Source organism: Pseudoalteromonas sp. ATL1 (assembly GCF_058933015.1).
In genome coordinates, this window is sequence record NZ_JBZYXL010000002.1 from 301,364 (window position 1) to 325,393 (window position 24,030).

The 24,030-nt window shown below is 43.2% G+C and carries 21 protein-coding genes; 6 read left to right on the forward strand and 15 right to left on the reverse strand.

Annotation, left to right across the window (positions count from 1 at the left end):
* Positions 1–107 precede the first annotated feature (107 nt).
* From AC5FX4_RS19530 to AC5FX4_RS19585, 12 genes are all read right to left on the reverse strand, one after another.
* Positions 108–1,226: a DUF1513 domain-containing protein gene (locus tag AC5FX4_RS19530; protein WP_493608089.1), complete on the reverse strand. Its 1,119-nt coding sequence runs from the start codon at positions 1,224–1,226 to the stop codon at positions 108–110.
* A 2-nt stretch (positions 1,227–1,228) separates the two neighbouring features.
* Complete coding sequence (locus AC5FX4_RS19535; RefSeq protein WP_493608090.1) at positions 1,229–2,467, reverse strand: imelysin family protein; 1,239 nt, start codon at positions 2,465–2,467, stop codon at positions 1,229–1,231.
* Positions 2,468–2,483: 16 nt separating this feature from the next.
* Positions 2,484–3,914 (reverse strand): di-heme oxidoreductase family protein, encoded by a 1,431-nt coding sequence (locus tag AC5FX4_RS19540; protein ID WP_493608091.1) that lies wholly within the window; start codon positions 3,912–3,914, stop codon positions 2,484–2,486.
* A complete protein-coding gene (locus AC5FX4_RS19545) occupies positions 3,914–5,611 on the reverse strand; it encodes a di-heme oxidoreductase family protein (protein WP_493608092.1) in 1,698 nt (565 codons plus the stop codon). Before AC5FX4_RS19545 ends, AC5FX4_RS19540 begins: the two co-directional genes overlap by 1 nt.
* A gap of 85 nt (positions 5,612–5,696) precedes the next feature.
* On the reverse strand, positions 5,697–7,142 hold the full coding sequence (locus AC5FX4_RS19550; RefSeq protein ID WP_493608093.1) for an imelysin family protein: 1,446 nt from the start codon (positions 7,140–7,142) through the stop codon (positions 5,697–5,699).
* Between the two features lie 183 nt (positions 7,143–7,325).
* Complete coding sequence (locus tag AC5FX4_RS19555) at positions 7,326–9,320, reverse strand: TonB-dependent receptor plug domain-containing protein (protein ID WP_493608094.1); 1,995 nt, start codon at positions 9,318–9,320, stop codon at positions 7,326–7,328.
* Positions 9,321–9,455: 135 nt separating this feature from the next.
* Positions 9,456–9,716 carry a CBU_0592 family membrane protein gene (locus tag AC5FX4_RS19560; RefSeq protein WP_493608095.1) on the reverse strand — a complete coding sequence of 87 codons (261 nt, stop codon included), beginning with the start codon at positions 9,714–9,716 and terminating at the stop codon, positions 9,456–9,458.
* 156 nt (positions 9,717–9,872) lie between these two features.
* Positions 9,873–10,124 (reverse strand): hypothetical protein, encoded by a 252-nt coding sequence (locus tag AC5FX4_RS19565; RefSeq protein WP_493608096.1) that lies wholly within the window; start codon positions 10,122–10,124, stop codon positions 9,873–9,875.
* Between the two features lie 3 nt (positions 10,125–10,127).
* Positions 10,128–10,532, reverse strand: a complete 405-nt coding sequence (locus AC5FX4_RS19570; RefSeq protein WP_493608097.1) for a DUF1761 domain-containing protein — start codon at positions 10,530–10,532, stop codon at positions 10,128–10,130.
* 72 nt (positions 10,533–10,604) lie between these two features.
* Positions 10,605–11,123: a response regulator transcription factor gene (locus AC5FX4_RS19575; RefSeq protein WP_493608098.1), complete on the reverse strand. Its 519-nt coding sequence runs from the start codon at positions 11,121–11,123 to the stop codon at positions 10,605–10,607.
* On the reverse strand, positions 11,120–12,358 hold the full coding sequence (locus AC5FX4_RS19580) for an ATP-binding protein (protein ID WP_493608099.1): 1,239 nt from the start codon (positions 12,356–12,358) through the stop codon (positions 11,120–11,122). Before AC5FX4_RS19580 ends, AC5FX4_RS19575 begins: the two co-directional genes overlap by 4 nt.
* An 86-nt stretch (positions 12,359–12,444) precedes the next feature.
* The gene (locus tag AC5FX4_RS19585; protein ID WP_493608100.1) at positions 12,445–12,846 is read right to left on the reverse strand and encodes a nuclear transport factor 2 family protein; all 402 of its coding nucleotides are present in this window, start codon (positions 12,844–12,846) and stop codon (positions 12,445–12,447) included.
* Positions 12,847–12,986: 140 nt separating this feature from the next.
* On the opposite strand from AC5FX4_RS19585, the gene AC5FX4_RS19590 reads away from it, so the two are divergent.
* Together AC5FX4_RS19590 and AC5FX4_RS19595 are read left to right on the forward strand one after the other, a co-directional pair.
* Positions 12,987–14,051 carry a ketoacyl-ACP synthase III gene (locus AC5FX4_RS19590; protein ID WP_493608101.1) on the forward strand — a complete coding sequence of 355 codons (1,065 nt, stop codon included), beginning with the start codon at positions 12,987–12,989 and terminating at the stop codon, positions 14,049–14,051.
* Between the two features lie 65 nt (positions 14,052–14,116).
* Positions 14,117–15,583 carry an aminoacyl-histidine dipeptidase gene (locus AC5FX4_RS19595; RefSeq protein WP_493608102.1) on the forward strand — a complete coding sequence of 489 codons (1,467 nt, stop codon included), beginning with the start codon at positions 14,117–14,119 and terminating at the stop codon, positions 15,581–15,583.
* A gap of 47 nt (positions 15,584–15,630) precedes the next feature.
* Here AC5FX4_RS19595 and AC5FX4_RS19600 read toward each other — a convergent pair whose 3' ends face one another.
* Positions 15,631–17,001, reverse strand: a complete 1,371-nt coding sequence (locus AC5FX4_RS19600) for a leucyl aminopeptidase family protein (RefSeq protein WP_493608763.1) — start codon at positions 16,999–17,001, stop codon at positions 15,631–15,633.
* 65 nt (positions 17,002–17,066) lie between these two features.
* Positions 17,067–17,432, reverse strand: coding sequence for a hypothetical protein (locus AC5FX4_RS19605; protein ID WP_493608103.1), 366 nt, complete (start codon positions 17,430–17,432; stop codon positions 17,067–17,069).
* Positions 17,433–17,522: 90 nt separating this feature from the next.
* On the opposite strand from AC5FX4_RS19605, the gene AC5FX4_RS19610 reads away from it, so the two are divergent.
* The 3 genes from AC5FX4_RS19610 (at position 17,523) to AC5FX4_RS19620 (ending at position 22,149) form a co-directional block, all read left to right on the forward strand.
* Complete coding sequence (locus tag AC5FX4_RS19610; RefSeq protein ID WP_493608104.1) at positions 17,523–17,684, forward strand: oxidoreductase-like domain-containing protein; 162 nt, start codon at positions 17,523–17,525, stop codon at positions 17,682–17,684.
* A gap of 258 nt (positions 17,685–17,942) precedes the next feature.
* Complete coding sequence (locus tag AC5FX4_RS19615; RefSeq protein ID WP_493608105.1) at positions 17,943–20,585, forward strand: TonB-dependent receptor plug domain-containing protein; 2,643 nt, start codon at positions 17,943–17,945, stop codon at positions 20,583–20,585.
* Between the two features lie 97 nt (positions 20,586–20,682).
* A complete protein-coding gene (locus AC5FX4_RS19620; RefSeq protein ID WP_493608106.1) occupies positions 20,683–22,149 on the forward strand; it encodes a tetratricopeptide repeat-containing sulfotransferase family protein in 1,467 nt (488 codons plus the stop codon).
* On the opposite strand, the gene AC5FX4_RS19625 is transcribed toward AC5FX4_RS19620, so the two are convergent.
* Positions 22,106–23,011, reverse strand: coding sequence for an alpha/beta fold hydrolase (locus tag AC5FX4_RS19625; RefSeq protein ID WP_493608107.1), 906 nt, complete (start codon positions 23,009–23,011; stop codon positions 22,106–22,108). The two genes, AC5FX4_RS19620 and AC5FX4_RS19625, sit on opposite strands and share 44 nt — an antisense overlap.
* 140 nt (positions 23,012–23,151) lie before the next feature.
* On the opposite strand from AC5FX4_RS19625, the gene rlmF reads away from it, so the two are divergent.
* Complete coding sequence (gene rlmF / locus AC5FX4_RS19630; RefSeq protein WP_493608108.1) at positions 23,152–24,012, forward strand: 23S rRNA (adenine(1618)-N(6))-methyltransferase RlmF; 861 nt, start codon at positions 23,152–23,154, stop codon at positions 24,010–24,012.
* Positions 24,013–24,030: the final 18 nt, after the last annotated feature.

Genomic DNA, 24,030 nt, shown 5'->3' on the forward strand with positions numbered 1-24,030 from the left:
ATATACGCCATGTAAGGCTGTAACTTATTAAGTATTCATAAATGACACTTTTATGGCGAATAAGCGCAGTAAAGGGAAAAAACCATTATTACTGCGCGATGAGGGCGTTAAATATTACAATTAATCATATGGTTATCCCAGTGAAGGTCGTGCTTTGCAGCTTTGCCTTTATGATTTAAATAACCTTTACCCGTACTAGTAACAAATGAATGCGCGTCATCGGCTGCTATGCCTGCACAATCATCTTTGCGTTCAATATGTGCGAGCTCCAGGCTTCGTCTATGCCAATAGCTCACAATCCCTCCCCTAGGAGAAGTAACGGCTAGAGTATGATCACTGCTATCGACAGCGAGACTCGCCGTATATTGTTTAAAACTGAGCCATTGTTCTTGGTCAGCTTTGAGCGCCTGCAACTTGCCCCCTTTGGTATGAACAAAAATCAAAGGCTGAATCTGATGCTTCGGGCCCTGATACTGACAACCGACATAAACGGTATTATCGTTTGCAACACACAAGTGACGCATACTTAATTGATGATCGGGCGGCGTAACTTGCTCTAGCAATTGCCCTGTGCTGGTGTCGATGTAGCTCAAGTTAGGCTTCATACTATCCAAGTTAAGCTTAGTCCTCGGGCTCGCGGGATGCGTATGGATCCCGCCATTTGCCACAACCAGCGTATTGCTGTTTTGCAACATTGCCAGTTGATGAGGACCTACCCCAAAGCTTGAAAACTGAGCTTCAATAGCAAAATTATCGGTATTGCGTACCACAATCAAACCATCATGTTCAGCATATGAGTCATCAAAATGGTTTTCCGTGGTATATAACCACTTGCCATCATGGCTCAATACACCATGGCCAAAAAAGTGCTGATCGGCGCTACTCTCAATACGCTTGAGCAACTTCTGTTCTTTCATATCAACAATATTTAAAGCACGACCTGGACGACGAGAAAATGCCAATATAAGCTCGCGATTAGGCACATAACATAGATCATGCGCGCGCTCGGCTATCGCAACTTGGCCAAGGATCTCACCATCACTGTTAAACCACGCAACAAAGTTTTGCCCGTCATTAGCAGTATAAGCACTCGCAAAACGTTGTTGCTTAGCAACCAATTCACAGCCACTTAACACCGGCATGACGCTAATACATGCCCCCATGGCCAGCAGTTTTTTACAAAACTGCCTACGACCATGAATATCCATGCGTTTATGCAAAGACACGCTTAATCTCCATCATTGGTATTAAAGCCAGGGCTCAGTTCAGTCACCTGAACAAAGTCACTGCTCATTAGGCTGCGTAAGTTTGAAATTGCCGTGGCAAGGTTGGCAAGCTTCACTCGACCTTCGTTACTTGAAACTAGCTCACCCATAGGCAAATAACCCGTTGCTTCAATGGCTTGATAAACCGCTTGGAAGTGTAACTTGATTTCTTTTGTCACATCCTCTCGTTGATTTACGAGGATTAGATAATCATCAAATCCGAATCCATCAGAGCCTTCATATAGTTTCTCAAGTGCGATAATATTGGCTTTGATATTGGCGACAGACGATTCGCTAAAAATACTTTCAGCAAGTTCAATTTTACCGGGGACCTCAAGGCCAAGCGGTTTATTGATTTTGTCATCTCTAATGATCTCTAGATACTCAAACCAAACCGTTAAAAATTTCTCAAGCGCCTGTTTTTTATCTGTAAAAATACCATTCCCAGCGCGGAATTGTTCACCGTAACTTGTTTGCCATTGAGTAACGCTGTTTGTCACGAGCGTATCAATATTGTCAGTGATCGCACTGATGAATTGGCAACGTTGTGCGCGGTCTGCACTAGTTAGTAGTGGTTTATCTTTGTTAAAAATAACGTATTCAAATGCCGGTAGTCCTTGTAGCTGGTGCTTAAATGACGCAACGCCTTGACTCATATCCGTATTTTGTTCAAACAACACTTCAACGTCGCCGATTAATTTTTCTGCTGAATACGGCCAATACTGAATTCGTGAGTAATGGAAGGTGTCTGCGATCGGGCCCATTTTAACACTGCGCGCTTGTTGCCATGATGCGCTTGTTGCACGCCATTTTTCCTGTAAGTCAGCCAGATCTTGTAATGAAGGCTCTGACTTTGAACAGAATGCTGTCACTTGCGTTTTCAGTTCCAAGTTCGTCTTCTCAACATTTTCATATAAAGGAATGACAACGCCGTCCACTAAATTGGCAGTCAGCTTCTCATAACCTTGTTCAGCCGTAAGTTGTTCTTTATTTTCATCGTCAGGATTAGTTGGTGTGGTTGTGCTGTTGTCTCCCGTGTCAACTTGTCCACCGTTATTACTGTCGCCGCTATTACCTGTTTGGCCACCATTATCTACTTTTGGCTGCTCGCTCGAGCCGCCACCGCCACAACCAGTTAGTTGTCCTGCTAAAAGCACGCCCATTAGCGCCAACATCGCACGTTGATTTGTAGTTGTTCCCATGATGCTATCTCTAATATTAAATTTGTTCTAAAAAATAGATAAGCGACGCTCGCTCATCTGCAGTCAAATGACGAAAAATCGTTTGTTGTTCGTTCGCTTCACCGCCATGCCACAAGATCGCTTCCTCTAAAGTTCTTGCTCTACCATCGTGTAGATAGGCCGCATATCCCTGCACACGTTTTTGCAAGCCAATCCCCCAAAGCGGTGGCGTTCGCCACTCGGAACCGCTTGCTAAGTTTTCTACACCACCATCGGCAAGTCCCTCACCCATATCGTGCAGCGCCAGATCCGTATATGGATAAATAACTTGATTTCTCAGCGCGTTAACTGGATATTCATCGCCAGTCACGTACTTAGGCATGTGACAGTTGTTACACCCTATTTGATAGAAAAGCGCACGACCTTTTTGAGCCCGTTCACTTTTCAGATCCCTTGCCTTCGGTACTGCGAGCAATTGATTCATATACACCGTTAGATCATGAAGCTTTTTTGGAATATCCAAGGTGCCAGGTGGGTCAATACTCGCGGCGATTAAACACGCTTTTTGAACATCGGTGCAGCTCTCTTTTGCAAAGATAGGGTTAGTAATACCGATATCATTAACAAATGCACCAGCAACTTGCTGTTCCAGCGTGCTATGTAACCCCTTAAAGCCAAATCGACCTATCTTGGTTTGCTGAGTTACAGCATCAATCACCATATTGTATTTGGCACTGATCCCATCTTGATCTTTATCTTCAACATCCTGCTGAGCTAACAGATCGCGCTCACTGATTGCATCGAGTAATCCCATGCCATAAATTGCCGGTGCATAACGAGCGGACAAAGTGGTATCTGGCTCGAGCTTTCCGTAGTTCAGATCTGAAAGCTGATATGTTGGCCGCCTTAAGCGATAAGTACTGCCATCGGCATATTTACCTGTAACTTCACTATAAGTAACAGTAACTTGGCCTTCTGGCTGTACTGGCTTTGGTAACTTATGATGTGACAATCTAATGGCGATAGGCTGTAACTGGCCACCATAGTTGAGATCATGGCCATAGCGGTTGGTTTTTAATAAGCGAAATAGCAAAGCTGGCGTTGCTCGACTTCCAGAGCTTGCTAACCTTCCTCGCCCACCATCGTTATGACAGGCCTTGCATGAACGAGCGTTAAACAGCGGACCTAGGCCATCTCTGTCTTTCGTGATTGCTGGTGATGCTACCCAAGGATCGCGAAAGAATGAAAAGCCATCCCAAAAATCCAATTGCTCCATCGTCGGCACGTTGCTCGCAGGGTGAATAAAAGTTCTATGCGCAGGCTTCCTGGCAGTTACCTCACCACCAGGATACATTTCTTGCACAGAAAATTTTGGCACCTTTTGCACTTCGCTATGTGGGAGCGCAGTATTCAATGCTGTGGTTGCATTACTCAGTAACGCAACCGTTGCAACATTTATTATCAACATTACAAACTACCAAGAAAAGCCAGTAATGCTGAACGTTGCTCCTTGTTCATATTGATATACGCCTGCTGTGATTGAGTAGCTTCCCCTGCGTGCCAAAGAATTGCTTCTTCTATCGTGCGTGCGCGGCCATCATGTAAAAAAGTTGCTTTTGGGTTCACCGTTTGCACTAAGCCTAAGCCCCACAAAGCCGGCGTTTTCCATTCTCTGCCCGATGCCTCACCTTCAGGTCTGCCATCTGCAAGCCCTTCACAGCGCTGTGTGTACGTACACATTGCACCGCCTTCACAGGCTTCTCCAGTAGGAAGTTCTTTGCTCACCTCGCATGAGCCACCCATATCGTGCAATAACAGGTCCGTATATGGATAAATAACTTGCTGCTCCAATGCGGTAATATTGGTACGAGTGGTTTTCAAAGTGATCAGATCTACATCGCCTAAAACACTGCCTTGAGCTGCTCCCGTTTTATGTCGTGGCACATGACAGCTATGACAATTAGCCGCGTAGAACTGAACTCTTCCAGAAGCGACATCCTCGCTCCATAGACTTGTACTTTTGCTATATCCTCTGCGCTTTGGTACTGCCAAAGTACGGTTATAAAACTCAACTTGAGCTAAATCCACGTCGTTAAGATCAACACCATCATGATGTTTATCATTTTCAGTCTGCGCTTGAGCGATACACGCTTGCTGACGATCTGTACACGGCTCTGCTGGGTTAATTGAGTTGGTCACCCCCATATCACCGCGATAAGCACCTGAGATCTGCTGCAGCACAGAACCCGTCACAGCTTTTTGGCCAAAGCGTGCGAGTTGTTTTTGTCCAGTTACTGGATTAGTTGTGTACGCCGCTCGACCTGATATACCATCGCCGTCGGCGTCTTCAGGGTCGGCGTAAGCGAGCAGGCACGATTCTGGAATACTTTCTAGTAAACCGGAGCCATAGACGTGTGGTGTAACGCGCGCTGAAAATTGCACGTCATCCATAAAATCGCCATAAGCAAGGTCTTTTACTTTATATATCGGTTTACGTAATGTGTACGTTTGCCCATCTGCAAATTGGCCAGTAATTGTTTCGTATTCAACCCATGTATAGGCTTCTCCATAGGCTAAACCTTCATCCACAGCACCTCGATATTTTGCAAGTACACCGCCACCTTGTCCGGTGATCGTGCCAAACACTTGGAGTTGATCTCCGTAGATAGGATCGATGTTACCTTGGCTGTCACCTACACGTAAGAACATGCTCGACATTGCTTCATTGATATTGGCTGGTACCTGCCCACGGCCATCTTTAATATGGCAGCCCTGACAACTTGTATTGTTGAACAATGGACCCTGACCATCGTGGTTACTTCTAAAAGTATGGTCTCCAGCTTTAAACACCGCGTCTAATTCAGGCGTATCTACCACCGCTGGCAAAGCTTGGCTGTAGGCATTATGATCGATAATATTCGTCGTAGCTTGGCCTGCAGACAAATATTCAGCATCATCCGCTTTATTGATAAGCAATGGCGATAATCCATCGTTTACTTTGATTTTAAATGCGTGATTTTCATCAGAAACTGACGTATCAGTTCCGTTATTATTATTGTCAGTGTTCTTTGTGCTTTCGGCTGAAGAACTTCCAGACCCACCGCCACATGCGCTGAGCGCAGCCAGCGTTGAAACGATTAAAAGTGTATTAAATGTGTTTTTCATTTTCAGTGCCCCTACTACTGATCAGATATACTGGATCAGAAACTGAAAAAGGCTGGCATTGCGCCAGCCATCTATAGACTAGTTATTAAATGTTTTCTTCAGTGTCTTGTTTTAAGTCTTCTGCAGAAACACCTAACGCATCGATTGCTTTTTGGATAAGATCAGTTTGTGCGGCAAGTGCAGTAATGGCCGCATAGATTGCTTCTTGATCCGCTGCGTTTTGAATTTGCGTGTCAAAAGGCTTACCTGCTTTCGCTTTAGTATCAATAACTAAAATTGCTGCCATTGTTTTATCAAACGCTGCTTTTAACTGGTTCGCTAAATCTTCATGGCCTTTTGTTATTAGTAAGTTATGGATACTTGGTCCTGATAACTCTAAACCATTCGTGCGTGTGTAAAGACCCAGATAGGTATTACGGATACCTTTGGCATTTAACCAGATGTCACGGTGCGTGTTATCAGAAAAACATGAGTGCTCATCTTCTTGTGAATCAGTACGAACGGCGATACTCATACGCTCACCCGCTAATTCACCAAAGCTTAAACGGCCCATACTTTCTAACATGGCACCTAAGTTTTTAGCTGCATTTTCAGCTTTTACACTATCTTGATAGTGGAAACCTGTTTCAGGGTTCCAAGCATCAACAACACTTTGTAAATCATCAACTAAAAGTTGTGCCGCTGCTTTAAGATATGCGCCACGGCGACTACAGATCTCGTCATCAGCGCCTTGATCTCCAGACGTACAAGTTCTGCCATTGGTTTCTTCTGCCGGGATTGTAGCCGTTGTATAGTAATCGGTAACAGGACGGTGTCCTGCGGTGTAATCACGCTGCGCTGTGTAAGTTAAATCCGCGTTTAAATCCTGACCCCACAACAAAAATTCAATTGCATGATAGCCAGAAGTCACGTTTGCCTCTTCGCCAGCTAACTCAAACTTTTCTCTAATAAGATCAGCTGTGATTTGTGGGAATTCGAATGTATCTTGAATGATGTTGCCACCAGCTTGATACACAGCCGCATTGCCACGCGCTTCGTTACCATCCATATCGATAGTGTAATCTATTAATGCCTCAGCCAATGGCCAAGCATTAATTGCACCTTCAGGGCCTTGGCCATCTTCAAGTACCGATTCGCCATTTTCGTTTTTAGTTAACGCGTCAATCGGACCTTCACGGAATCTAAATACTTCAGATTGTCCGTATGACTCACGTGCACTAAGCCACGCTTGTTTAGCAGCCACAAAATGTGCTTCTGTTGGATCAGCAACAAAGTTATCAATCGCAGTCTGTAGTGCTTTCGCGCCCACCAAAGAGTCTGAATAAACGGCGTAAGCATGTTCAGCGTTAGTCGCTACAACGTTTTCAAACGTAGCGACAGCTTTAACCACTTCACTGTCTTTTCCGTCGGTTTGTTCTGTCTGACCTGTACCCGTATCAACCGGAGGTGTCACTTTATTATCATCGCCACCACACGCAGCCAAAACGCCAACGCAAACTAAAGAGAGCGCAAGATTTTTAATATTTTTCACAATTATACCCAGATTTTGTATGGTTATTATTAGCGTGGAGAATGTTAACGAATAACCGATATGCATTCAATAACTATTTTCATTTAGCTTTGCATACCCATTTAAGGAATTTGACAAATCCTAAGTAAATCAAAGATTATGAGAGAAAAAGTGATAATGTTAGAGATTTGATTATACGAGAAATTAAAATTTTTGGACGTACTGCAGCTTTAAGCTTCGACCTGTTCCCGGCATCTTTCCATCCAGCATGCGCGGTTCAAAAACATCGTAATGTTTATCAAACAAATTTGCCGCTTTGAGGATAATTGATTGACTATTCGAAAGTTTCCATGAAAAAGAACCACCAAATAAGAAATAAGCTTTTTGGTCAACACTGTCTATTGCTTCGGGCTCTGGGCTTTGAACAAAAACTGCGTCACGCCAGATTGTATTCAGGCTCATTTGAAAAGCCCCCGCTTTATGGGTGATAGCGGCCGCTGCAAAACGTTTAAAGCTTGGATTAAATGGTTCGTCAAATAAATGGGTGTAACTCAACTCAAACCAAGTGACGCTGGATAAGTTAAATTTGCCGTTTAACTCATAGCCTTTCATATTGGTGTTAAAGGTATTTTCAAATGTGAAACGCCCCAACTGTGCGCGAATTGGAACAAGGTTAATGAAATCTTTTAGCTGATTTTCAAACAATACTAGGTCTAATTCCCACTGTTCTCGTTGCGTATGCCAGACCAACTCTGTTGTCTTTACATACTCCGACGTCAGGTTTGGGTTCCCCACTGTTACGTCATCGTTCGAATTCAGTTCATTACTGACAGGGGTTCTGAATGACTCACCGTACTGAAGTTTAATCGTGTCATGTTCAGAAAGAGAATATATGGTGGCGATACGAGGAGAAAACTTGCTATCAATATGTTTTACATCATCATATCTGGCGCCAACAAATAGCGTTAAATTTTCTCCATAATTATATTTTAGCTGTCCATAAACCGCTGTTGAGTCAAAAGATTGCAATAAGCTGTTAAAAGGAACGTGAGGTTTAACGTTGCGGATCCTGCCTTGATAATATGCTTCATCAATGTACACATCACCCAGTTCAAAGTCGTAATAGCTTGAGTTGATACCTGCTTCAGATTGCTTTTCTTCTGAATACTCTGCGCCAAAATTAAATGAAAAGACCGGATCGACGCGATAGGCAAGGTCAAAATTAAAAGTGAGGTCTTTTGACTGCCAAGATGGCCCAACAAAAAAGTCGTGTTCTAATCCTAGCTCTTCACCAGTGGCGATAAGTCCCGCAGAGTCAATATCATGTTTGATGTAACGTAGCGATGTATCGACATCAAATTGCTCATTATTCAGTAACTTATATTCCAGTGAAAACGCAGTATTGGTACTTTTATGGAAATTGTTGTTTGACCACCCAGCTAAATTAACAAAGCCATCTAGTTTGGTTTGGTTGTGCCATGCCGACAGTTTCAACTTTTGCCAATTCGTACCAAATTCAACAAAATAGCTCTCATATGGATCTTTGATCCTCTGTTGGTATTGCTCGCCGTCCTGCCCTTGCCAAGAAACGTTACTAAAGATTGATAGAGTGTCGGAAAACGCATGATTAAAACTAGCGGCCAACTGGCTATAGCCATTTTCCCCCACACCAAGACTGATCTGATTACGCGCCTTGAGTGTCACAATATTCATGACGCCCAAAAATGCATTACTCCCATATAATGCAGAACCTGGGCCGCGAATAAACTCAACTTTGTCGATCATATCAACAGCGATATGAGGCATGTAAACAGAGGCCTTACCAAAAGACGCCTCATTGAGTCTCTGGCCATTAATCATTACCAGTACGTTACCGCTGTCCAAATACACACCCCGAGTGTGCTCTTTAGGCACAGCACCAACCCAATCTCCTCGAGTTGATTGGAATCCAGGTACATAATTCATTAAGTCATAGGCATTGCTAATACCAAGCAGTGCAATGTGTTGTTGTGTGAAAACGGTAATACTTGAAGGAACAGATGCACGAGTTTCATCTGTTTTAGTCGCTAAACTGATATTGACATCAAGGAGTTCTTCAAAGGAAAGATCAAAAAGGTCAGGGTCATTATTCGCAAATGCCGCTGAACTTGCCTGCATTGCAAACAAGAGCGCTAAAGAGATCTTTAAAGGTTTTACCATAGCTCAGCCTAACAACATGCACTGCTTACTGACACCATGTAAAAAAAATGATAACAGCACAGCGACCTTTCACTTCTTACTTATAATACAAATGATAGGCTGCCGTGCAAGCTTTTACGTGTAATTTATTGAAATTTATGTAGCAATCGCTTGTTTAGCTTTGAAGTATTTCACTAGTCCAATGATTGAAGCTGCAATCCAAAATAATTCAATAACAAAACTAGCCAAGTTAAAGTTGTAACACAAGCTGATCAGCAACAAAATTGCGCCTGTCAGATTCATCACGTTATAGGTTAAGCCGTCAGGAGATGCCTTGCCCAATTGCAACATAAAGAATGCACCAACCACCAAGCCAGTACCACTCATACCAATCACATCAAATAATAAATCAATCATGTTTTTGTCCATAAACGCCCACAAATAGGCAATTTAATGTTCACCCAAACACACTGGCCCAATTCCATGGGAAGGGTGATTTTCAATCGTTGAAACAGCACAAACTGGCTAATATTATCAGCAGGCCTGTTTTTAAAAAGGATATATGTCCGCCATTTACTTGGCTCGCACTTTGCCACCAATAAATTTTACTGCGGGTGTGCCTCTGATCAACGTCTCACGAGCAAAAACTTGTTCGCAATCAGGACAATGAAGGTTATCAAGCGTATGATTTTTGACGATGCGTTCAATGAAGCATTTTACTAACGCACCTTTACCACCTTTGCGGTATTTGAAAAGAACAGCCAAACAGTTGGCACAATAGATGTCGATGGTCTTCGTTGGACCTTTTTTATTAGGCTTTGCCAAAACTTACCCTGTGATGCTTAAAATGACCCCCATTAAAACAAACTGACAGGTATGATAACCACCATTAATTAAAAATAATTTAAAAGGCCGCTGCTCAAAAATGTAACTAATGCCTAATGCGGTTGAAACGAGTCCAGCGCCAACCATACAACCCAATAACAAAGATTCGAATAACGGAGGGTCGCGACCTAACAGCAACGCCATGCTCATAGAGGCACATAAGGCTAGCACCAATGCCCCGCCATAAATAAGTTTGGGATCGCTTTGTTTGAGGTCTAGCTCAGTGAGTCCGCACCCTTCCAGCCACGCATTGCCGAATAGCCACGGAGAGTACCAAAGCCCTCCCAACATGAATGACGATAACGCGGCCAAAAGTATGGCACCAAAGTTTAAATCGAAGATTTGCATAAAATTAGCTGATATCTACTCATCATTTCAATTTAGTAAATAACCCTTATGCTAGCAAACTGAGGTGAATAATTACTTTTGGGCTGGGCGTTTTTGTAACTTCCTTTGCAGTGTGCGCCGGTGCATGTTGAGTTGCCGAGCGGTTTCTGACACATTGCCATTGTTAAGCTTGAGTACTTGTTGAATATGTTCCCATTCAACCCGCTCTGCCGACATCGTTTGTGAACAAGATAAAGGCTCCGCGTTCTGTCCAAGCAAAGTCTTTACTATTAGACTCGTATCTGCCGGTTTGGTTAAATAGTCATCAGCGCCTTTTTTTACCGCATCAACCGCTGTAGCAATACTCGCAAATCCAGTGAGTAACACGATTTTGCTTAGAGGTAATTGAGCCCTGATTTGCTCGATATAATTGAGTCCGGATTCTCCCGCTAAATTCATATCAAGTAGCACATAACTCGGTTGCCAAGATTGGCAATCATTTAAGATGTTTGCAGCCTCATTTGTGACTTTCGGTTCAAAGCCAAACTTACTCAAACGTCGAGCTAACGCATTAGAAAATGCAACATCGTCCTCAATTATTAGCATTTTCATTCGCTTCTCTCACTCATAATAAGTGGTAACCTAACGACGGTTGTGGCTCCTAGGTTTGGATGATTTTCAATTGTCATTACCCCATTCAATCGCTCTAATGTAGCGTGCGACAGCAACAATGCCATACCAAAGCCATGTTCACTTGGAATAAGTTCATGCCCTAGCATGACGAGCTTGTCTGGCTCAATACCTGCGCCGTGGTCTGTAATGGAGAATTGCCATGCTTTATTACTAATCTTACTGGTGATCAATAAGTCCCTCTGGTTAGACTGCTCATTAGCCCGCGCGGAGTTTGACACAATGTTGAGCAGCGCAGGCACAAGCATCGGGTCGGCACTCACATGCCCACTCACATGTTGCTCTGCCACTACAAAGCGTTGCTCTGGGTATTGCATCGCCACTAACTCTTTAAGTGTTTTTAAAACATGTTCAATACTTTGAGAACGTTCAGATGTGGTACTTTTTAAATACTCAGCTTGCGCACGAAAACCATCCAAATGAGTTTTACATTGTCCAAGCGCTTGTTCAAAATCTTGCCATAACTCATGCTGTGGGGTTTCTTCCTTTAACTCCTCAAACAGCATATTGAGCGTACCAATTGGAGTAGCTAGCTGATGGGTCACTTGCGCTCCAGCGGCACCTAATGCCATCATTTGTTCGTTCTTAAGTTGCTTTTCTCTTACTCTTGCTAGACTCTTTTCTCTTTGTTGTAACTTATGTGCCAACGCCATCACCACGAACACAATAACAAGGACACTAAATACAAAATTAACAAGCATCCCTTGCAGATGTCCTGTCATGTCCATGTGGTGCACGTGCGCCGTCGGCATACTCAAAAATAGATACAAATAGCTCGCCACCGCCAAACTTGAGGTCAACAGCACATACTTTTTAGGCAAGGTAACAGCCGCAATAACGATAGGTAGAAGTAGCAAAGAAACAAATGCATTACTTGCTCCCCCCGACAATGACAGCAAAATTGTTAAAAACACAATATCGGCAAGTAACTGAAACAACATCCCCGAGAATGCCGCTTCATGGGTGTTTCGATATGCATATAGACTGACAAGTTGAAATATCGACTCCAACGCTATCACGATAAGCGCGGGAAACAAGTCAATGTCTTTAGAGAACAAGTAGGTACTGGCCAATACCATAGCTAATTGAACAACTATCGCGATTGTTCTTAGTAGTAACAGCCTTCCAATCGCTGAATTCGGAGAAAATGCAATCATAGATTTAGTCAGTGTTATAAAACTGGCGATAATCTATCGAACTCAAATTAAATAACAAGAAATAATTAGGCTCAGACTGATTTAGATCAGTCTTCCATATGCAGTGAAAACTCAGGACAAGGCGTGCCTTGATGAAAAACGAGTCGCCAATTTTGTTGCTCACAACGCCATAAAGACATTCGAACAGAGTAACTGAGTGGATATTTTACGCTACGCCGATAAGCTGCTTGATAACTGAGCTGCACAAGGTTTTCAGCCAGCATACGTCCAGTAAATGCCTGATTATAAAACTGCGGTACCTTCTCGTCTGGCAATCTTGAAAGTACATGCGTTTTATTGAACATTAACCCATTGGCGGATATCTCATAAAAGTCATCGCTCAGTAACTGGTCCAGCATATCACCGGAACGCCGCACACTTGGCTCTAATAATTGCCGTTCTAATGCGATTAAGTGTTCTAGCAACTCAGATTTAATTTTTTTATTCATAATACCTTATAGATCAAGGCATACCATACGCTCAGTCTAGTTCACGCAACGGCTTAAAAGCAATATCAACTGGTGATCAGTTGTGATTTTTGATATAAACGCTGACAAATGACCGCTGGTCAGACAAGAATGAGAACACTATGATTTATGCAAAAATTACAGGTTGGGGGAAATGCGTTCCGCCAGCCAAAATAACGAATGACGAATTAAGCGAAATCGTTGATACCAATGACGAGTGGATAAGTACCCGCACAGGTATCAAAGAGCGCAGAATCAGTCACGTAAGTACGGTTGAACTTGCCACAGTTGCAAGTCAACATGCATTAGCGTGCGCAGGGCTTTGTGGCGAAGATATTGATCTTGTTCTGCTAGCCACCTGTACACCTTCAACAGTTGTTGCAAATTCAGCATCATTGGTACAAAAAAATATCGGTGCAACTGGCGCCGCGGCCTGTGATACCAATGCGGCTTGTTCTGGATTTTTATACGCGCTACAAAACGCGACAGCACAAATTCAAGCTGGAATGATTAAGCGTGCCGTTGTTGTCGCCGCCGAGCGCATGACCTGGTATGTAAACTGGGCAAAACGAGACAGCGCCGTATTATTTGGCGATGGTGCTGGTGCCGTCGTGTTAGAAGCAAGTGAAGAGCCTTGTGGATTGCTAGGCACAAAAACTGGCTGTGATAGCCAGGACCGAGACATCTTGCACATTGCAAATTACGGCACTGATATGGATAAGTATCAGCCAGCGGGCCCGTCTGATCTGCTATTTGAAGGCCGCGAAATATTTAAGCGCGCGGTTAAAGGCATGAGCGAGGCATGTGATGACGTACTAACTCAAGCCAAGCTGCAACTAGACGATATTGATGTATTAGTTCCACACCAAGCAAACTTACGTATCATTCAAGCGATTCAACAACGTCTTGATATTGCTGATGATAAAGTGATGGTCAATATCGATAAATACGGTAACACATCAGCGGCGACCATCGCCATCGCACTGTGTGAAGCAGTAGAAAATGGCTTAATAAAACCACATAGCAACATCATGTCTGCAGCATTCGGTGCCGGTTTAACTTGGGCGGCAAGCTACATTAAGTGGGGTGACAGAATCACACCTATCGCGCAAAGTAACGCTGCTTTAGCACCATGTGATAAAACCGGTCTCGAATTGATAGCGCCGGCGGTACACGCCTGTAAATAAAGCTATCGCTTTGTCCCCTACTTGAATGATAAAATCCGCGGATTCATTTAAGTAGGGGAAGCATTTTGTTTAAACCACATACTGAAATTAGCCAATTAGAACCACAAGCAATTTGGCAGTTTTTCGACCAGATCTGCGCAATACCTCATCCATCAAAACACGAAGAAGCGCTCGCACAGTATATTGTTGACTGGGCAAACTCGCAAAGCCTTGACGTTCGCCGTGACAAAGTCGGCAATGTTTTTATTAAAAAACCGGCCACTGCGGGTATGGAAAATAGAAAGCCTGTTGTTTTACAAGCCCACATCGATATGGTGCCACAAAAAAATGACGATACGGAACATGATTTTACCAAAGATCCCATCAAACCCTATATTGACGGTGAATGGGTAACGGCGACAGGCACGACCTTGGGTGCAGACAATGGCATTGGCATGGCATCCTGCCTAGCTGTTTTGGCCGCTGACGACATCGCGCATGGTCCTTTAGAAGTATTACTCACGATTGACGAAGAAGCAGGCATGACCGGCGCATTTGGCTTGGAAGCAGGCTGGCTAGAAGGCGACATTTTGCTTAACACGGATTCTGAGCAAGAAGGCGAAATATACATGGGCTGTGCTGGTGGCGTAGACGCGAGCCTCAAATTAACGATTGAACGCGAAGACGCTTCGGATTTAAGCCATTTTGAAATCGTACTGAAAGGCCTCAAAGGCGGTCACTCCGGCGTAGATATTCATACTGGTCGAGCTAACGCGAACAAACTGCTCGCCCGCTTTTTGAAAAATCATATCAACGGCTTTGATTTACGACTCGTGTCTATCAAAGGCGGCTCTCTGCGTAACGCCATTCCGCGTGAAGCGTACGCTCGTGTCGCCCTACCACAATCTCAAGTTGAACAATTCAAGCATTCACTCATGCAATTTGAACAGCTTATAAAGGAAGAGCTTGCGAGCATTGAAACAAATATTTGTTTATCCGCACAGAGCATTGAACCGTCACAATCGCCGTTGACTAGCCAAAGTCAAAACCAATTACTGGCCTTGTTGAACGTTTGCCCAAATGGCGTCGTGCGCATGAGTGATGATATTGCTGGCGTCGTTGAAACATCTCTGAATATGGGCGTTATTTCGACGCATGATGAGCAGGTGGAAGTACTATGTTTAATACGATCTCTGATTGATTCAGGTAGAGAAGATGTGGCAGGTACATTACGCTCACTCGCTTCATTAGCAGGTGCCGAAGTGGAATTCTCAGGTGCATATCCTGGCTGGAAACCTGATCCAGATTCACAAGTAACCGCGATCTTCCGCGATGTTTACGAAGGTATTTATGGTAAAAAGCCTGACATCATGGTGATCCATGCGGGTCTTGAATGTGGCTTATTCAAAGAACCTTACCCGAATATGGACATGATCTCATTTGGTCCTACGATTAAGTTCCCGCATTCACCCGACGAAAAAGTAAAAATTGACACGGTCGGATTGTACTGGGAGCAGATGAAAGCAATTTTAGCGAATATCCCTGAAAACTAACCGCGCAAAAAGCAGGCATAAATGAATGCCTGCTTTCAACTCACTATTTACGCTCCGTTATAACGAGTTTGTAAATAATTAAATGTTGCTCTCAACCCTAGCCCTTCACCACCGACTGGACGGCCCGGTAATGGACGTAAGTTCCATGCCATCACATCAAAATGCACCCAAGGTGTTTTTGCTGGTTCCACAAATTCTTTAAGATATAAAGCTGCGGTGATAGCTCCACCAAACGGCGTGGCACCACAGTTTGCAATATCAGCTATGTCGCTTTTAAAGAGATCTTTGTATTGACCAAACAATGGCAATTGCCAAACAGGATCTTGATGCGCTAATCCTTGTTGCATCAAATCCTGCGCTAGTTGCGTGTCTGTGCTGAAAAAACCGGGTAATTCAGTGCCCAACGCCACACGACACGCCCCTGTTAAAGTAGCAAAATCAATAAGCAGATCTGGTGATTCATTTTGCGCTTCTGCTAACGCGTCGCAAAGTACCAATCGGCCTTCGGCATCCGTATTGTCTATCTCAACCGTAATACCTTTGCGCGTTTTGATCACATCCCCTGGTCGAAATGCATTTTTAGACACGGCATTTTCTACCGCTGGCACCAACACGCGCAAACGAACAGGCAAATTCGCGGCCATGATCATGTGAGCAAGGCCCAGCACATGTGCGGCTCCGCCCATATCTTTTTTCATGTTGCGCATACCTGAGGCAGGCTTTAGATCTAAACCGCCAGAGTCAAAGCACACACCTTTACCAACTAGAGTCAACTTGGGGTGCTTTTCATTACCCCAATTTAAATCTAATAATCTCGGCTTGTTGTCACTCGCTCGACCAACCATGTGGATCGTTGGATAATTCTGTTCAAGTAATTCATCACCAATGATCTGGCTAAACTCACCGCCAAACTGCTCTGCCAGTTCTGTCATTACTTCAGCTAAATGCTGTGGCATCATATCCGCAGCAGGTGTGTTAATAAGATCTCTCACCAAATAAATAGCTTGAGCACACTGCATCACTTCATCAAAGATTTGCTTATCTGAAATGGCAAGCTGTGCCTCTACTTTCGATACTGCTTTATAGGCGGAGAATTGATATGCGCCTAGAACAAAAGCGAGCGCTTGTTGCTCTACAAACTGACTGTTTCCTTGAATTTGGTATACACCTTGAGGTAACTGCTTTGCCAAGTCACCCCCAAGCCACATTGAATCCAGAGAATCCACAACACAAACAACAGAAGAAAGTTCTGATGTTTCAAGATTTGGGATCAAAAATGGCTTTGAACTATCAGATTTACCTGAAACAACGATAGTTTTAAGCAATTTGTCTTGAGTGGTTAACCACTCTTCCAATTGTGATCTAACGATAAAATGAATAGGAATGCCTGTCTTGGCATGAAAAAGTAATCCGCGCATCATAATTTGTCTCATACTCGTAGCAAGTTTGCTCCAAGAATAACAAGTTATATGCCTTAAATCACTTATTTACGCGATGATTTATTCCCAGAAGAAAATGAGCTTGGCAATACATCGACGCCGACCCATTGCCCCAATTTGACGATAAGCGGAATAGTGATAGGCGCAAATGGTAAAACAGCAAATACACCTAGCCCAAGCCCTTTCAGTAAATCAAGAAACTGGTCATTGGCTATCTTGAGTTCTTCTTTATCCGCATTGCCCAAGGTATAGCGTTTATAAATCTCGAGCATTTCTTTTGTTTCTTGTTTTTCTTGTGACAACGCGGCTTTAAGCTCTAGCATTACCCGTCGCAACCTTACTTGCTGTCTGCGTTTTCCTATACGAACAACACGTATAGGCGCTTTGTGTATAACTCTGATCAGCTTCATAAAGTGCCGTTTTCAAACTATTTGTACCAAGTTTAGCAAATTTTCATTTGATGATACTATGTGATTTTAGTCTTAGCGTGTCACAAAACGATGAATAGCCAAAAAACAAAACAACTCGAAGAGCCACAAAAACCAAAATCTGATGAATGTTGCGGTGGAGGCAGCTGCTGTCCTTGTGTATGGGATGTCTATCGACAAAAACGCAGAGAGTGGTCAAATTACATACAAACAAAACAAATTGTGAACAATTAACCGCCTCTCATATTGCATTAAAAATTTCATTTCACCCTATATTTTTGCCATTTTTTGAAGTTTTTATTTATCTAACCCTCCGTAATACAACAAGATTATTTAAAAATTTGCCTTTACCAAAATCACTGCTACGGTTAAAACGGGTGCAAAGAAAGTTTGCATCCCAAGTTAATGATATGTATATATAAGTTGAAAATAAAAGCAAGCATGAGTTTTATGTAAAGCTTATGACAACAATAATCAAACTGGGGAAACAGGATGAAACTACAACTAAACGCGATTAGTCGTGCAATTACCTATGCAATCGCCTCAACTGCCACGGTCGGTATATTTTCTACTACCGCGATGGCGGAAGAAGATGGTGCAAAGAAAGAAAAAATTGAAAAAATTGCCGTCGTTGGTTCACGTGCTGCACCACGCTCGGTCGGTGACTCACCAGTACCAGTCGATATCATCGGTGGTGAAGAATTAAGTAAAGCTGGTGGCGACGACATGCTAGAGCTTTTGAAAGGTTCAGTGCCATCACTTAACGTACATCAAAACCCAATCAGTGACGCAGCTTCTTTGGTTCGTCCAGCTAACTTGCGTGGTCTTCCTGCGGACAGCACATTAATACTACTTAACGGTAAACGTCGTCACCGTTCTTCGGTGATTGCATTCTTAGGCGGCGGTATTAACGACGGTGCACAAGGGCCTGATATTTCTGTTATTCCTAGTATCGCGCTCAAGCAAGTAGAAGTTCTACGTGATGGTGCCGCGGCTCAATACGGTTCAGACGCGATCGCGGGCGTTATCAACTTTGTACTAAAAGATGCGTCAGAGGGCGGTAGCTTCTCTGTTAAGCACGGCCAATATTTTGAAGGTGATGGCGATACTACAACCTTTGAAGGTAACGTCGGCTTACCATTCTCTGACGATGGTTTTGCAAACTTAAGCTTCCAATACAAAAATGCCGATCCTACAAGCCGCAGCGTTCAACGACCAGATGCACAAGCGTTCACAGATGCTGGTTTGGCCGGTGTACGTAACCCAGCTCAAGTTTGGGGTGCACCTGAAATTAAAGATGATATTTCATTATTCGGTAACGTCGGCCTAGACCTCTCGAATGACTCGCAATTTTACATGTTTGGTAACTACTCAGAGCGTGACGTAAAAGGTGGCTTCTACTATCGTAACCCAACAACTCGTCCAGGCGTTTACGGCGGTGTTGTCCGTTTAGTTGATGGCGTACCTACTAGACGACACCCTACCGATGAAACACAGCAAGCAGCGTGGGATGCAGCAACACCAACTGTACTTGTTGGCTCAAATGACGGTTATGATGCACAACTCAACTGTCCTGTTGTTGAAATACAGGCAAATGGCCTACCAGATCAAGATGCGCTCAACTCTCTTGCAGCTTCAAATTGCTTTGCGTTTAACGAAATTTTGCCAGCCGGCTTTACACCGTTCTTTGGCGGTAATATCACAGATACGTCTTTGACTATTGGTACCAAAGGTGAAATTTCTGATGGATTCATGAAAGGTGCATACTACGACTTAAGTGGCTCGGTTGGCCGTAACGAATCTCGTTACTTTATTACCAACACGGTAAATGCGTCACTTGGTGCAGAAACGCCAATGGAATTTAGCCCAGGTAAATACATTCAGCTTGAGAAAAACTTTAACGCTGATATATCAAAAGGTTATGATTTTGGCCTTGCTTATGACGTAAACGTTGCGGGCGGTTTAGAGTGGCATGAAGAAACGTTCGAAGTGATTGCAGGTGATGAGGCATCCTTTATCGCAGGCCCTCTAACGGAACAAGGTTTCGGTATCGGTTCGAACGGTTTCCCTGGTTTTAAACCTTCAGCGGCAGGCGAATATAGCCGCCGTAACTATGCAGCGTATATCGACATTGAAACGCCATTTACAGAAGAGTTCTTAATGGGTTGGGCGCTTCGCTTCGAAGACTATGATTCGTTTGGTTCAACGACTAACTATAAAGTCACAGCACAGTTCCAAGCAACGGATGACTTATCGTTCCGTGGTTCTGTAAGCACTGGCTTCCGTGCACCAACGGTTGGTCAGGCAAACGTGAGTAACGTACAAACGAACTTGAGCAGCGGTGTGTTAGTTGACTCAGCATTGCTACCACCAACTAACCCTGTATCACAAATTTTAGGTGGTACAGAACTTCAACCAGAAGAATCAGATAGCTATACATTGGGTGCTGTTTATCAATCTGGTGATTTATTCATGACGATTGATTACTACAACATTCAAGTTTCAGATCGTATCAGCCAGTCGGATAAAATCGACTTAACACCAGCTCAAAAAGCCGCATTGAAGGCGGATGGCGTACCTAATGTTGATAGCATAGCTCAGGTAAGTTTCTTTACTAATGACTTTGATACAACCACACAAGGTGTTGACGTAGTAGCAAACTATTCAATGGACTTGTTCGGTGGTTATTCAACCTTTGCATTTGCTTATAACTGGAATGACACCGAAGTTGATAAATTCTCGGCTATTACGGGTGATTTCAAAGTTCAGCGCTTGGAAAAAGACTTACCTAACCACCGCGCAACTCTTACTTGGACTCAGCAGTGGGAAGACTTCACAGGCTTTGTTCGTTACAACTACTTTGGTGAGTATCAAGGTGTACACGTAGACTATGATGCTACCGCTATCATGGCTGACCCGTCTGTAACGTTTGATGCGGAAGTAACCTACTTCGCAACTGAAAATATCAGTCTTACATTAGGTGCTAACAACATCTTCGATCAAGAACCAGAAAAGCTTGATTTCCAACGTGCTACGGGCATTCCAAACAACAATTGGGGTGGTAAGTACTACGAGACCTCGCCTTATGGTATTAACGGCGGCTTCTACTACGTGAAAGCAACCTATACATTCTAATTTTTACTGTAACCCAGCAGTAAAGGCGAAATGGCATTGGCTATTTCGCCTTTTTGTTTTTATTATCTAGTTATCTGAAGTTATCTACTATCCAACCATGTTATTAATCCAAAGAGCCAACGAGTTGATGGCGGAAAATAGGCTCAGGGAAGCTGAGTTTATGTTCAAAGCAGTACTGAAAGAAAATAACAAAAACGGCCCTGCATTGTTCGGCTTAGGTCGTATATGCATCCAGTTAGAAGAGTATGATAGTGCTATTTATTATTTGCGCAGAGCCTGCGAACATTTACCAAAAGACCTTGAACCGCTGTTCGCCTTGGCTAATTGTTTTATAAAAGTTGGTTCACCAATAGATGCCAAAACAGTACTTGAATATACCCTAAGTACTGCCCGAGACAGTGCACTAGCCCACTACGAATTGGGCCAATTTTATCTAAACTATGGCTTCATAGATAAAGCCAAGAAAACTTTTGAGCAAGGGCTAACATGTCCAGTTCATCCTGTTTCAACCTATATGCTCTATGAGTTGGTTCAAATTACCCCTCCATCATCACTGTCTAGGTTCCTTGTTCCTTTAGAACGCCTGCTGAATGAATATGATGATGAACGTCTAAAAATCGTGACTCTGTATGCATTGGGTAAGTGCCATCACCGACTTGAAAACTACAAAGAGGCTTTTGAGTCATTTAAATTAGCGAATGACATGCAATTTTCATTCTGTGATTTTCGAACAGAAAATATGTTGCCCTTTTTTGATGAGTTAAAAGCACAGTTTGGTGACGCCTATTTCAATAAACCGACAGATCGAGTGGCAACGACATTTACGCCAACCTTCATTTTAGGACTTCCTAGAACCGGCTCAACTTTATTAGAACAAATGTTAGTTCAACACAGCGAAATTGGGAGTTTGGGCGAGAGTACAGTTATTAGCGATACAATTGTGCCTTTCCTTGAAAAACGCTCAGAAACACATTTTCCTTATTGCATGGTCAATTTAAGTAACTCGGCATTAGACTATTGCCGAGGTTTATATGTAGAAGAAATTAAAAAGCATCGTGTCGGTGATGAAGTTGTTATCAACAAACTGCCAGCAAACTTTCAAAATATAGGCTTGATATACAGGCTGTTTCCCGACGCCCGCTTCATTCACTTAACAAGAGACATTAATGCGACGGCTTGGTCAGTTTTTAGCAATCATTTTGCTGCTGACGAACCTTATTTCTGCTCGTTATCTGAATTTATGACCTATGCGCGCGCCGAAAAAGATGTTATGGCGCACTTTAAACAATACGTGCCAAAAACAATTCTAACGATTAAATACGAAGACTTATTAGTCCAGCCGAAAAAAACAATCACCCGTGTACTCAACTTCATTGGCCAACGGTTTGAACCCGAATGTTTAGAGTTCTATAACGATCACCGACCTGTCACAACGTTGAGTAAAGCCCAGGTGCGTAAGCCAATCAGCAAAGCGCCCCTATCGAGCTGGCGCCATTATGAAGCACAAATCAACGACGCTCTTAACAACGGGAATGACGCTCAAACCAACCAAGTAAGTCCCTAAATTGATCTTTGTGTGCATGCCGATGTGTAAGCATGTCTATATGGCCATAGTTGTGACTATGGCCATGCTTCTTTCCGTAAATTTTCATTTCTTGCACACCTAACCCCGATTCTTCCATAAACTTCTTTATATCAATTGGCTGTGCCAATGCTTTATCGTTAACACCTGCAATATGTAATGTTGGCGGTAATACCAAAGTACGTAGCTGTTTTGCATAATCAAACCCATCATCACTATCTACCCAAGGTCTTCTTTTGGCCCACTGCGCTCCTTGTTGATGTGATTTGCGAGTTTCATTGTCACTTCCCCAACGCAAAGCTTTGGCGGGTAAATATCCATGCTTTTTCGCATATAGAGGGGCCAATCCATACCACATTAAATTCGCTTGCAAGTATTTACTTACATGATGGTTATGTAAACTACGTTTGGTTCCAAAATAAACGCATGCATCTACTTGTTTGATCGACCCTACAAAGCGAGCAAAATAACTATTCATCAATACGCCTCCCCAAGAGTGAGCAACCCAAAACCTTGGAAACTCACCACTATGTTGCTTAATGAATTCAACCATTGCGGGAATATCTTCCAGTATGGCTTCAGTTTGTCCGTATTGAGAATTGGCCGAGATCACAGGTAAACTTTTCCCCCTCCCCCGCAAATCAGCAACATAACACCGATAACCCTTAGACGCTAAGAATGGTGCTAACCCTTTATTACTTTCGGTGTAAAAGATTTTGCCATTCTCTACCGCTCCGTGCATAAAGAAAACGGCTGGTCCATTGCTATCTGGCGCAGCAATATATCTTAAATGCAAGGATTGTTCAGGGCTAAAATTGATAGATAAAGATGTTTGTTCGATCATCGTGTTGACAAGTTTATTATTATATTCAACTCATCCTACCAGTAGATTACTGGTCCTGCAATTACTCAATAATTGCCAGTGGCATGTGTTTGTCACTATTCGGTATAATGATAAATCAGCAAGAAATTAAGTGGATTTACATGCACAGTAGAAATAAACATAAAAACGGCTATGACTTTGATGCGCTGGTTAATACATTGCCGGAACTGGCCAAGTTTCTAATAGTCACACCAAGAAACACAACTAGCATCGATTTCAGTAACCGAGATGCCGTAATATGTTTAAATAAGGCACTCCTGAAGCGCCACTATGGTGTGCAATTTTGGGAGTTGGGTGGTGATTTCCTATGTCCGCCAGTCCCCGGCCGCGCAGATTACATTCACGCGCTTGCCGATCTGCTCAAAAATACACGTCAAGATTCATTGCTTTCAAACGTGAGAGTACTTGATATAGGTACTGGCGCAAATGTCATTTACCCTTTAATTGGCTTTGCTGAGTATAACTGGCAGTTTGAAGGCACGGATATCAACCTTGCGGCCTTAAAGTGCGCACAAGCGATTATTGACGTAAACAAGCTTAAAATTAAATTACATCAACAACGAAATCCGCAAAACATATTTCATGGAGTCATCAAACCAAATCAGTACTTTGATATCACCATGTGCAACCCACCTTTTCACGCAGACGAACAAGCCGCAACACAAGGTACAGAACGGAAATGGCGCAATCTAAATCAACGCCCAACCAATGCACTCAACTTTGGCGGAAACAATAACGAGCTATGGTGTGAAGGGGGAGAAAAGCGATTCATTAAAACAATGATTAACGAGAGTAAAGACTTTGCTGATCAAGTTGGCTGGTTCACTTGCTTGGTATCAAACAAAGACAATCTTTTCCCGCTCAAAAAAGCACTAAAAAAACTAGAACCAGAAGAGATCAAAGTGGTAAAAATGGCTCAAGGGCAAAAACAAAGCCGATTTTTGGCTTGGCGATTTAACTAACAAACCAAGCATTGCTTG

What these genes read in the sequence shown, in the direction of transcription:
- AC5FX4_RS19625 (WP_493608107.1), bottom strand. Translation starts at nt 23,011, where the DNA reads ATGATCGAACAAACATCTTTATCTATCAATTTTAGCCCTGAACAATCC.
- AC5FX4_RS19560 (WP_493608095.1), bottom strand. Translation starts at nt 9,716, where the DNA reads ATGATTGATTTATTATTTGATGTGATTGGTATGAGTGGTACTGGCTTG.
- AC5FX4_RS19555 (WP_493608094.1), bottom strand. Translation starts at nt 9,320, where the DNA reads ATGGTAAAACCTTTAAAGATCTCTTTAGCGCTCTTGTTTGCAATGCAG.
- AC5FX4_RS19590 (WP_493608101.1), top strand. Translation starts at nt 12,987, where the DNA reads ATGATTTATGCAAAAATTACAGGTTGGGGGAAATGCGTTCCGCCAGCC.
- AC5FX4_RS19580 (WP_493608099.1), bottom strand. Translation starts at nt 12,358, where the DNA reads ATGATTGCATTTTCTCCGAATTCAGCGATTGGAAGGCTGTTACTACTA.
- AC5FX4_RS19545 (WP_493608092.1), bottom strand. Translation starts at nt 5,611, where the DNA reads ATGAAAAACACATTTAATACACTTTTAATCGTTTCAACGCTGGCTGCG.
- AC5FX4_RS19600 (WP_493608763.1), bottom strand. Translation starts at nt 17,001, where the DNA reads ATGCGCGGATTACTTTTTCATGCCAAGACAGGCATTCCTATTCATTTT.
- AC5FX4_RS19585 (WP_493608100.1), bottom strand. Translation starts at nt 12,846, where the DNA reads ATGAATAAAAAAATTAAATCTGAGTTGCTAGAACACTTAATCGCATTA.
- AC5FX4_RS19615 (WP_493608105.1), top strand. Translation starts at nt 17,943, where the DNA reads ATGAAACTACAACTAAACGCGATTAGTCGTGCAATTACCTATGCAATC.
- AC5FX4_RS19570 (WP_493608097.1), bottom strand. Translation starts at nt 10,532, where the DNA reads ATGCAAATCTTCGATTTAAACTTTGGTGCCATACTTTTGGCCGCGTTA.
- AC5FX4_RS19620 (WP_493608106.1), top strand. Translation starts at nt 20,683, where the DNA reads ATGTTATTAATCCAAAGAGCCAACGAGTTGATGGCGGAAAATAGGCTC.
- AC5FX4_RS19540 (WP_493608091.1), bottom strand. Translation starts at nt 3,914, where the DNA reads ATGTTGATAATAAATGTTGCAACGGTTGCGTTACTGAGTAATGCAACC.
- rlmF (WP_493608108.1), top strand. Translation starts at nt 23,152, where the DNA reads ATGCACAGTAGAAATAAACATAAAAACGGCTATGACTTTGATGCGCTG.
- AC5FX4_RS19610 (WP_493608104.1), top strand. Translation starts at nt 17,523, where the DNA reads ATGAATAGCCAAAAAACAAAACAACTCGAAGAGCCACAAAAACCAAAA.
- AC5FX4_RS19575 (WP_493608098.1), bottom strand. Translation starts at nt 11,123, where the DNA reads ATGAAAATGCTAATAATTGAGGACGATGTTGCATTTTCTAATGCGTTA.
- AC5FX4_RS19605 (WP_493608103.1), bottom strand. Translation starts at nt 17,432, where the DNA reads ATGAAGCTGATCAGAGTTATACACAAAGCGCCTATACGTGTTGTTCGT.
- AC5FX4_RS19535 (WP_493608090.1), bottom strand. Translation starts at nt 2,467, where the DNA reads ATGGGAACAACTACAAATCAACGTGCGATGTTGGCGCTAATGGGCGTG.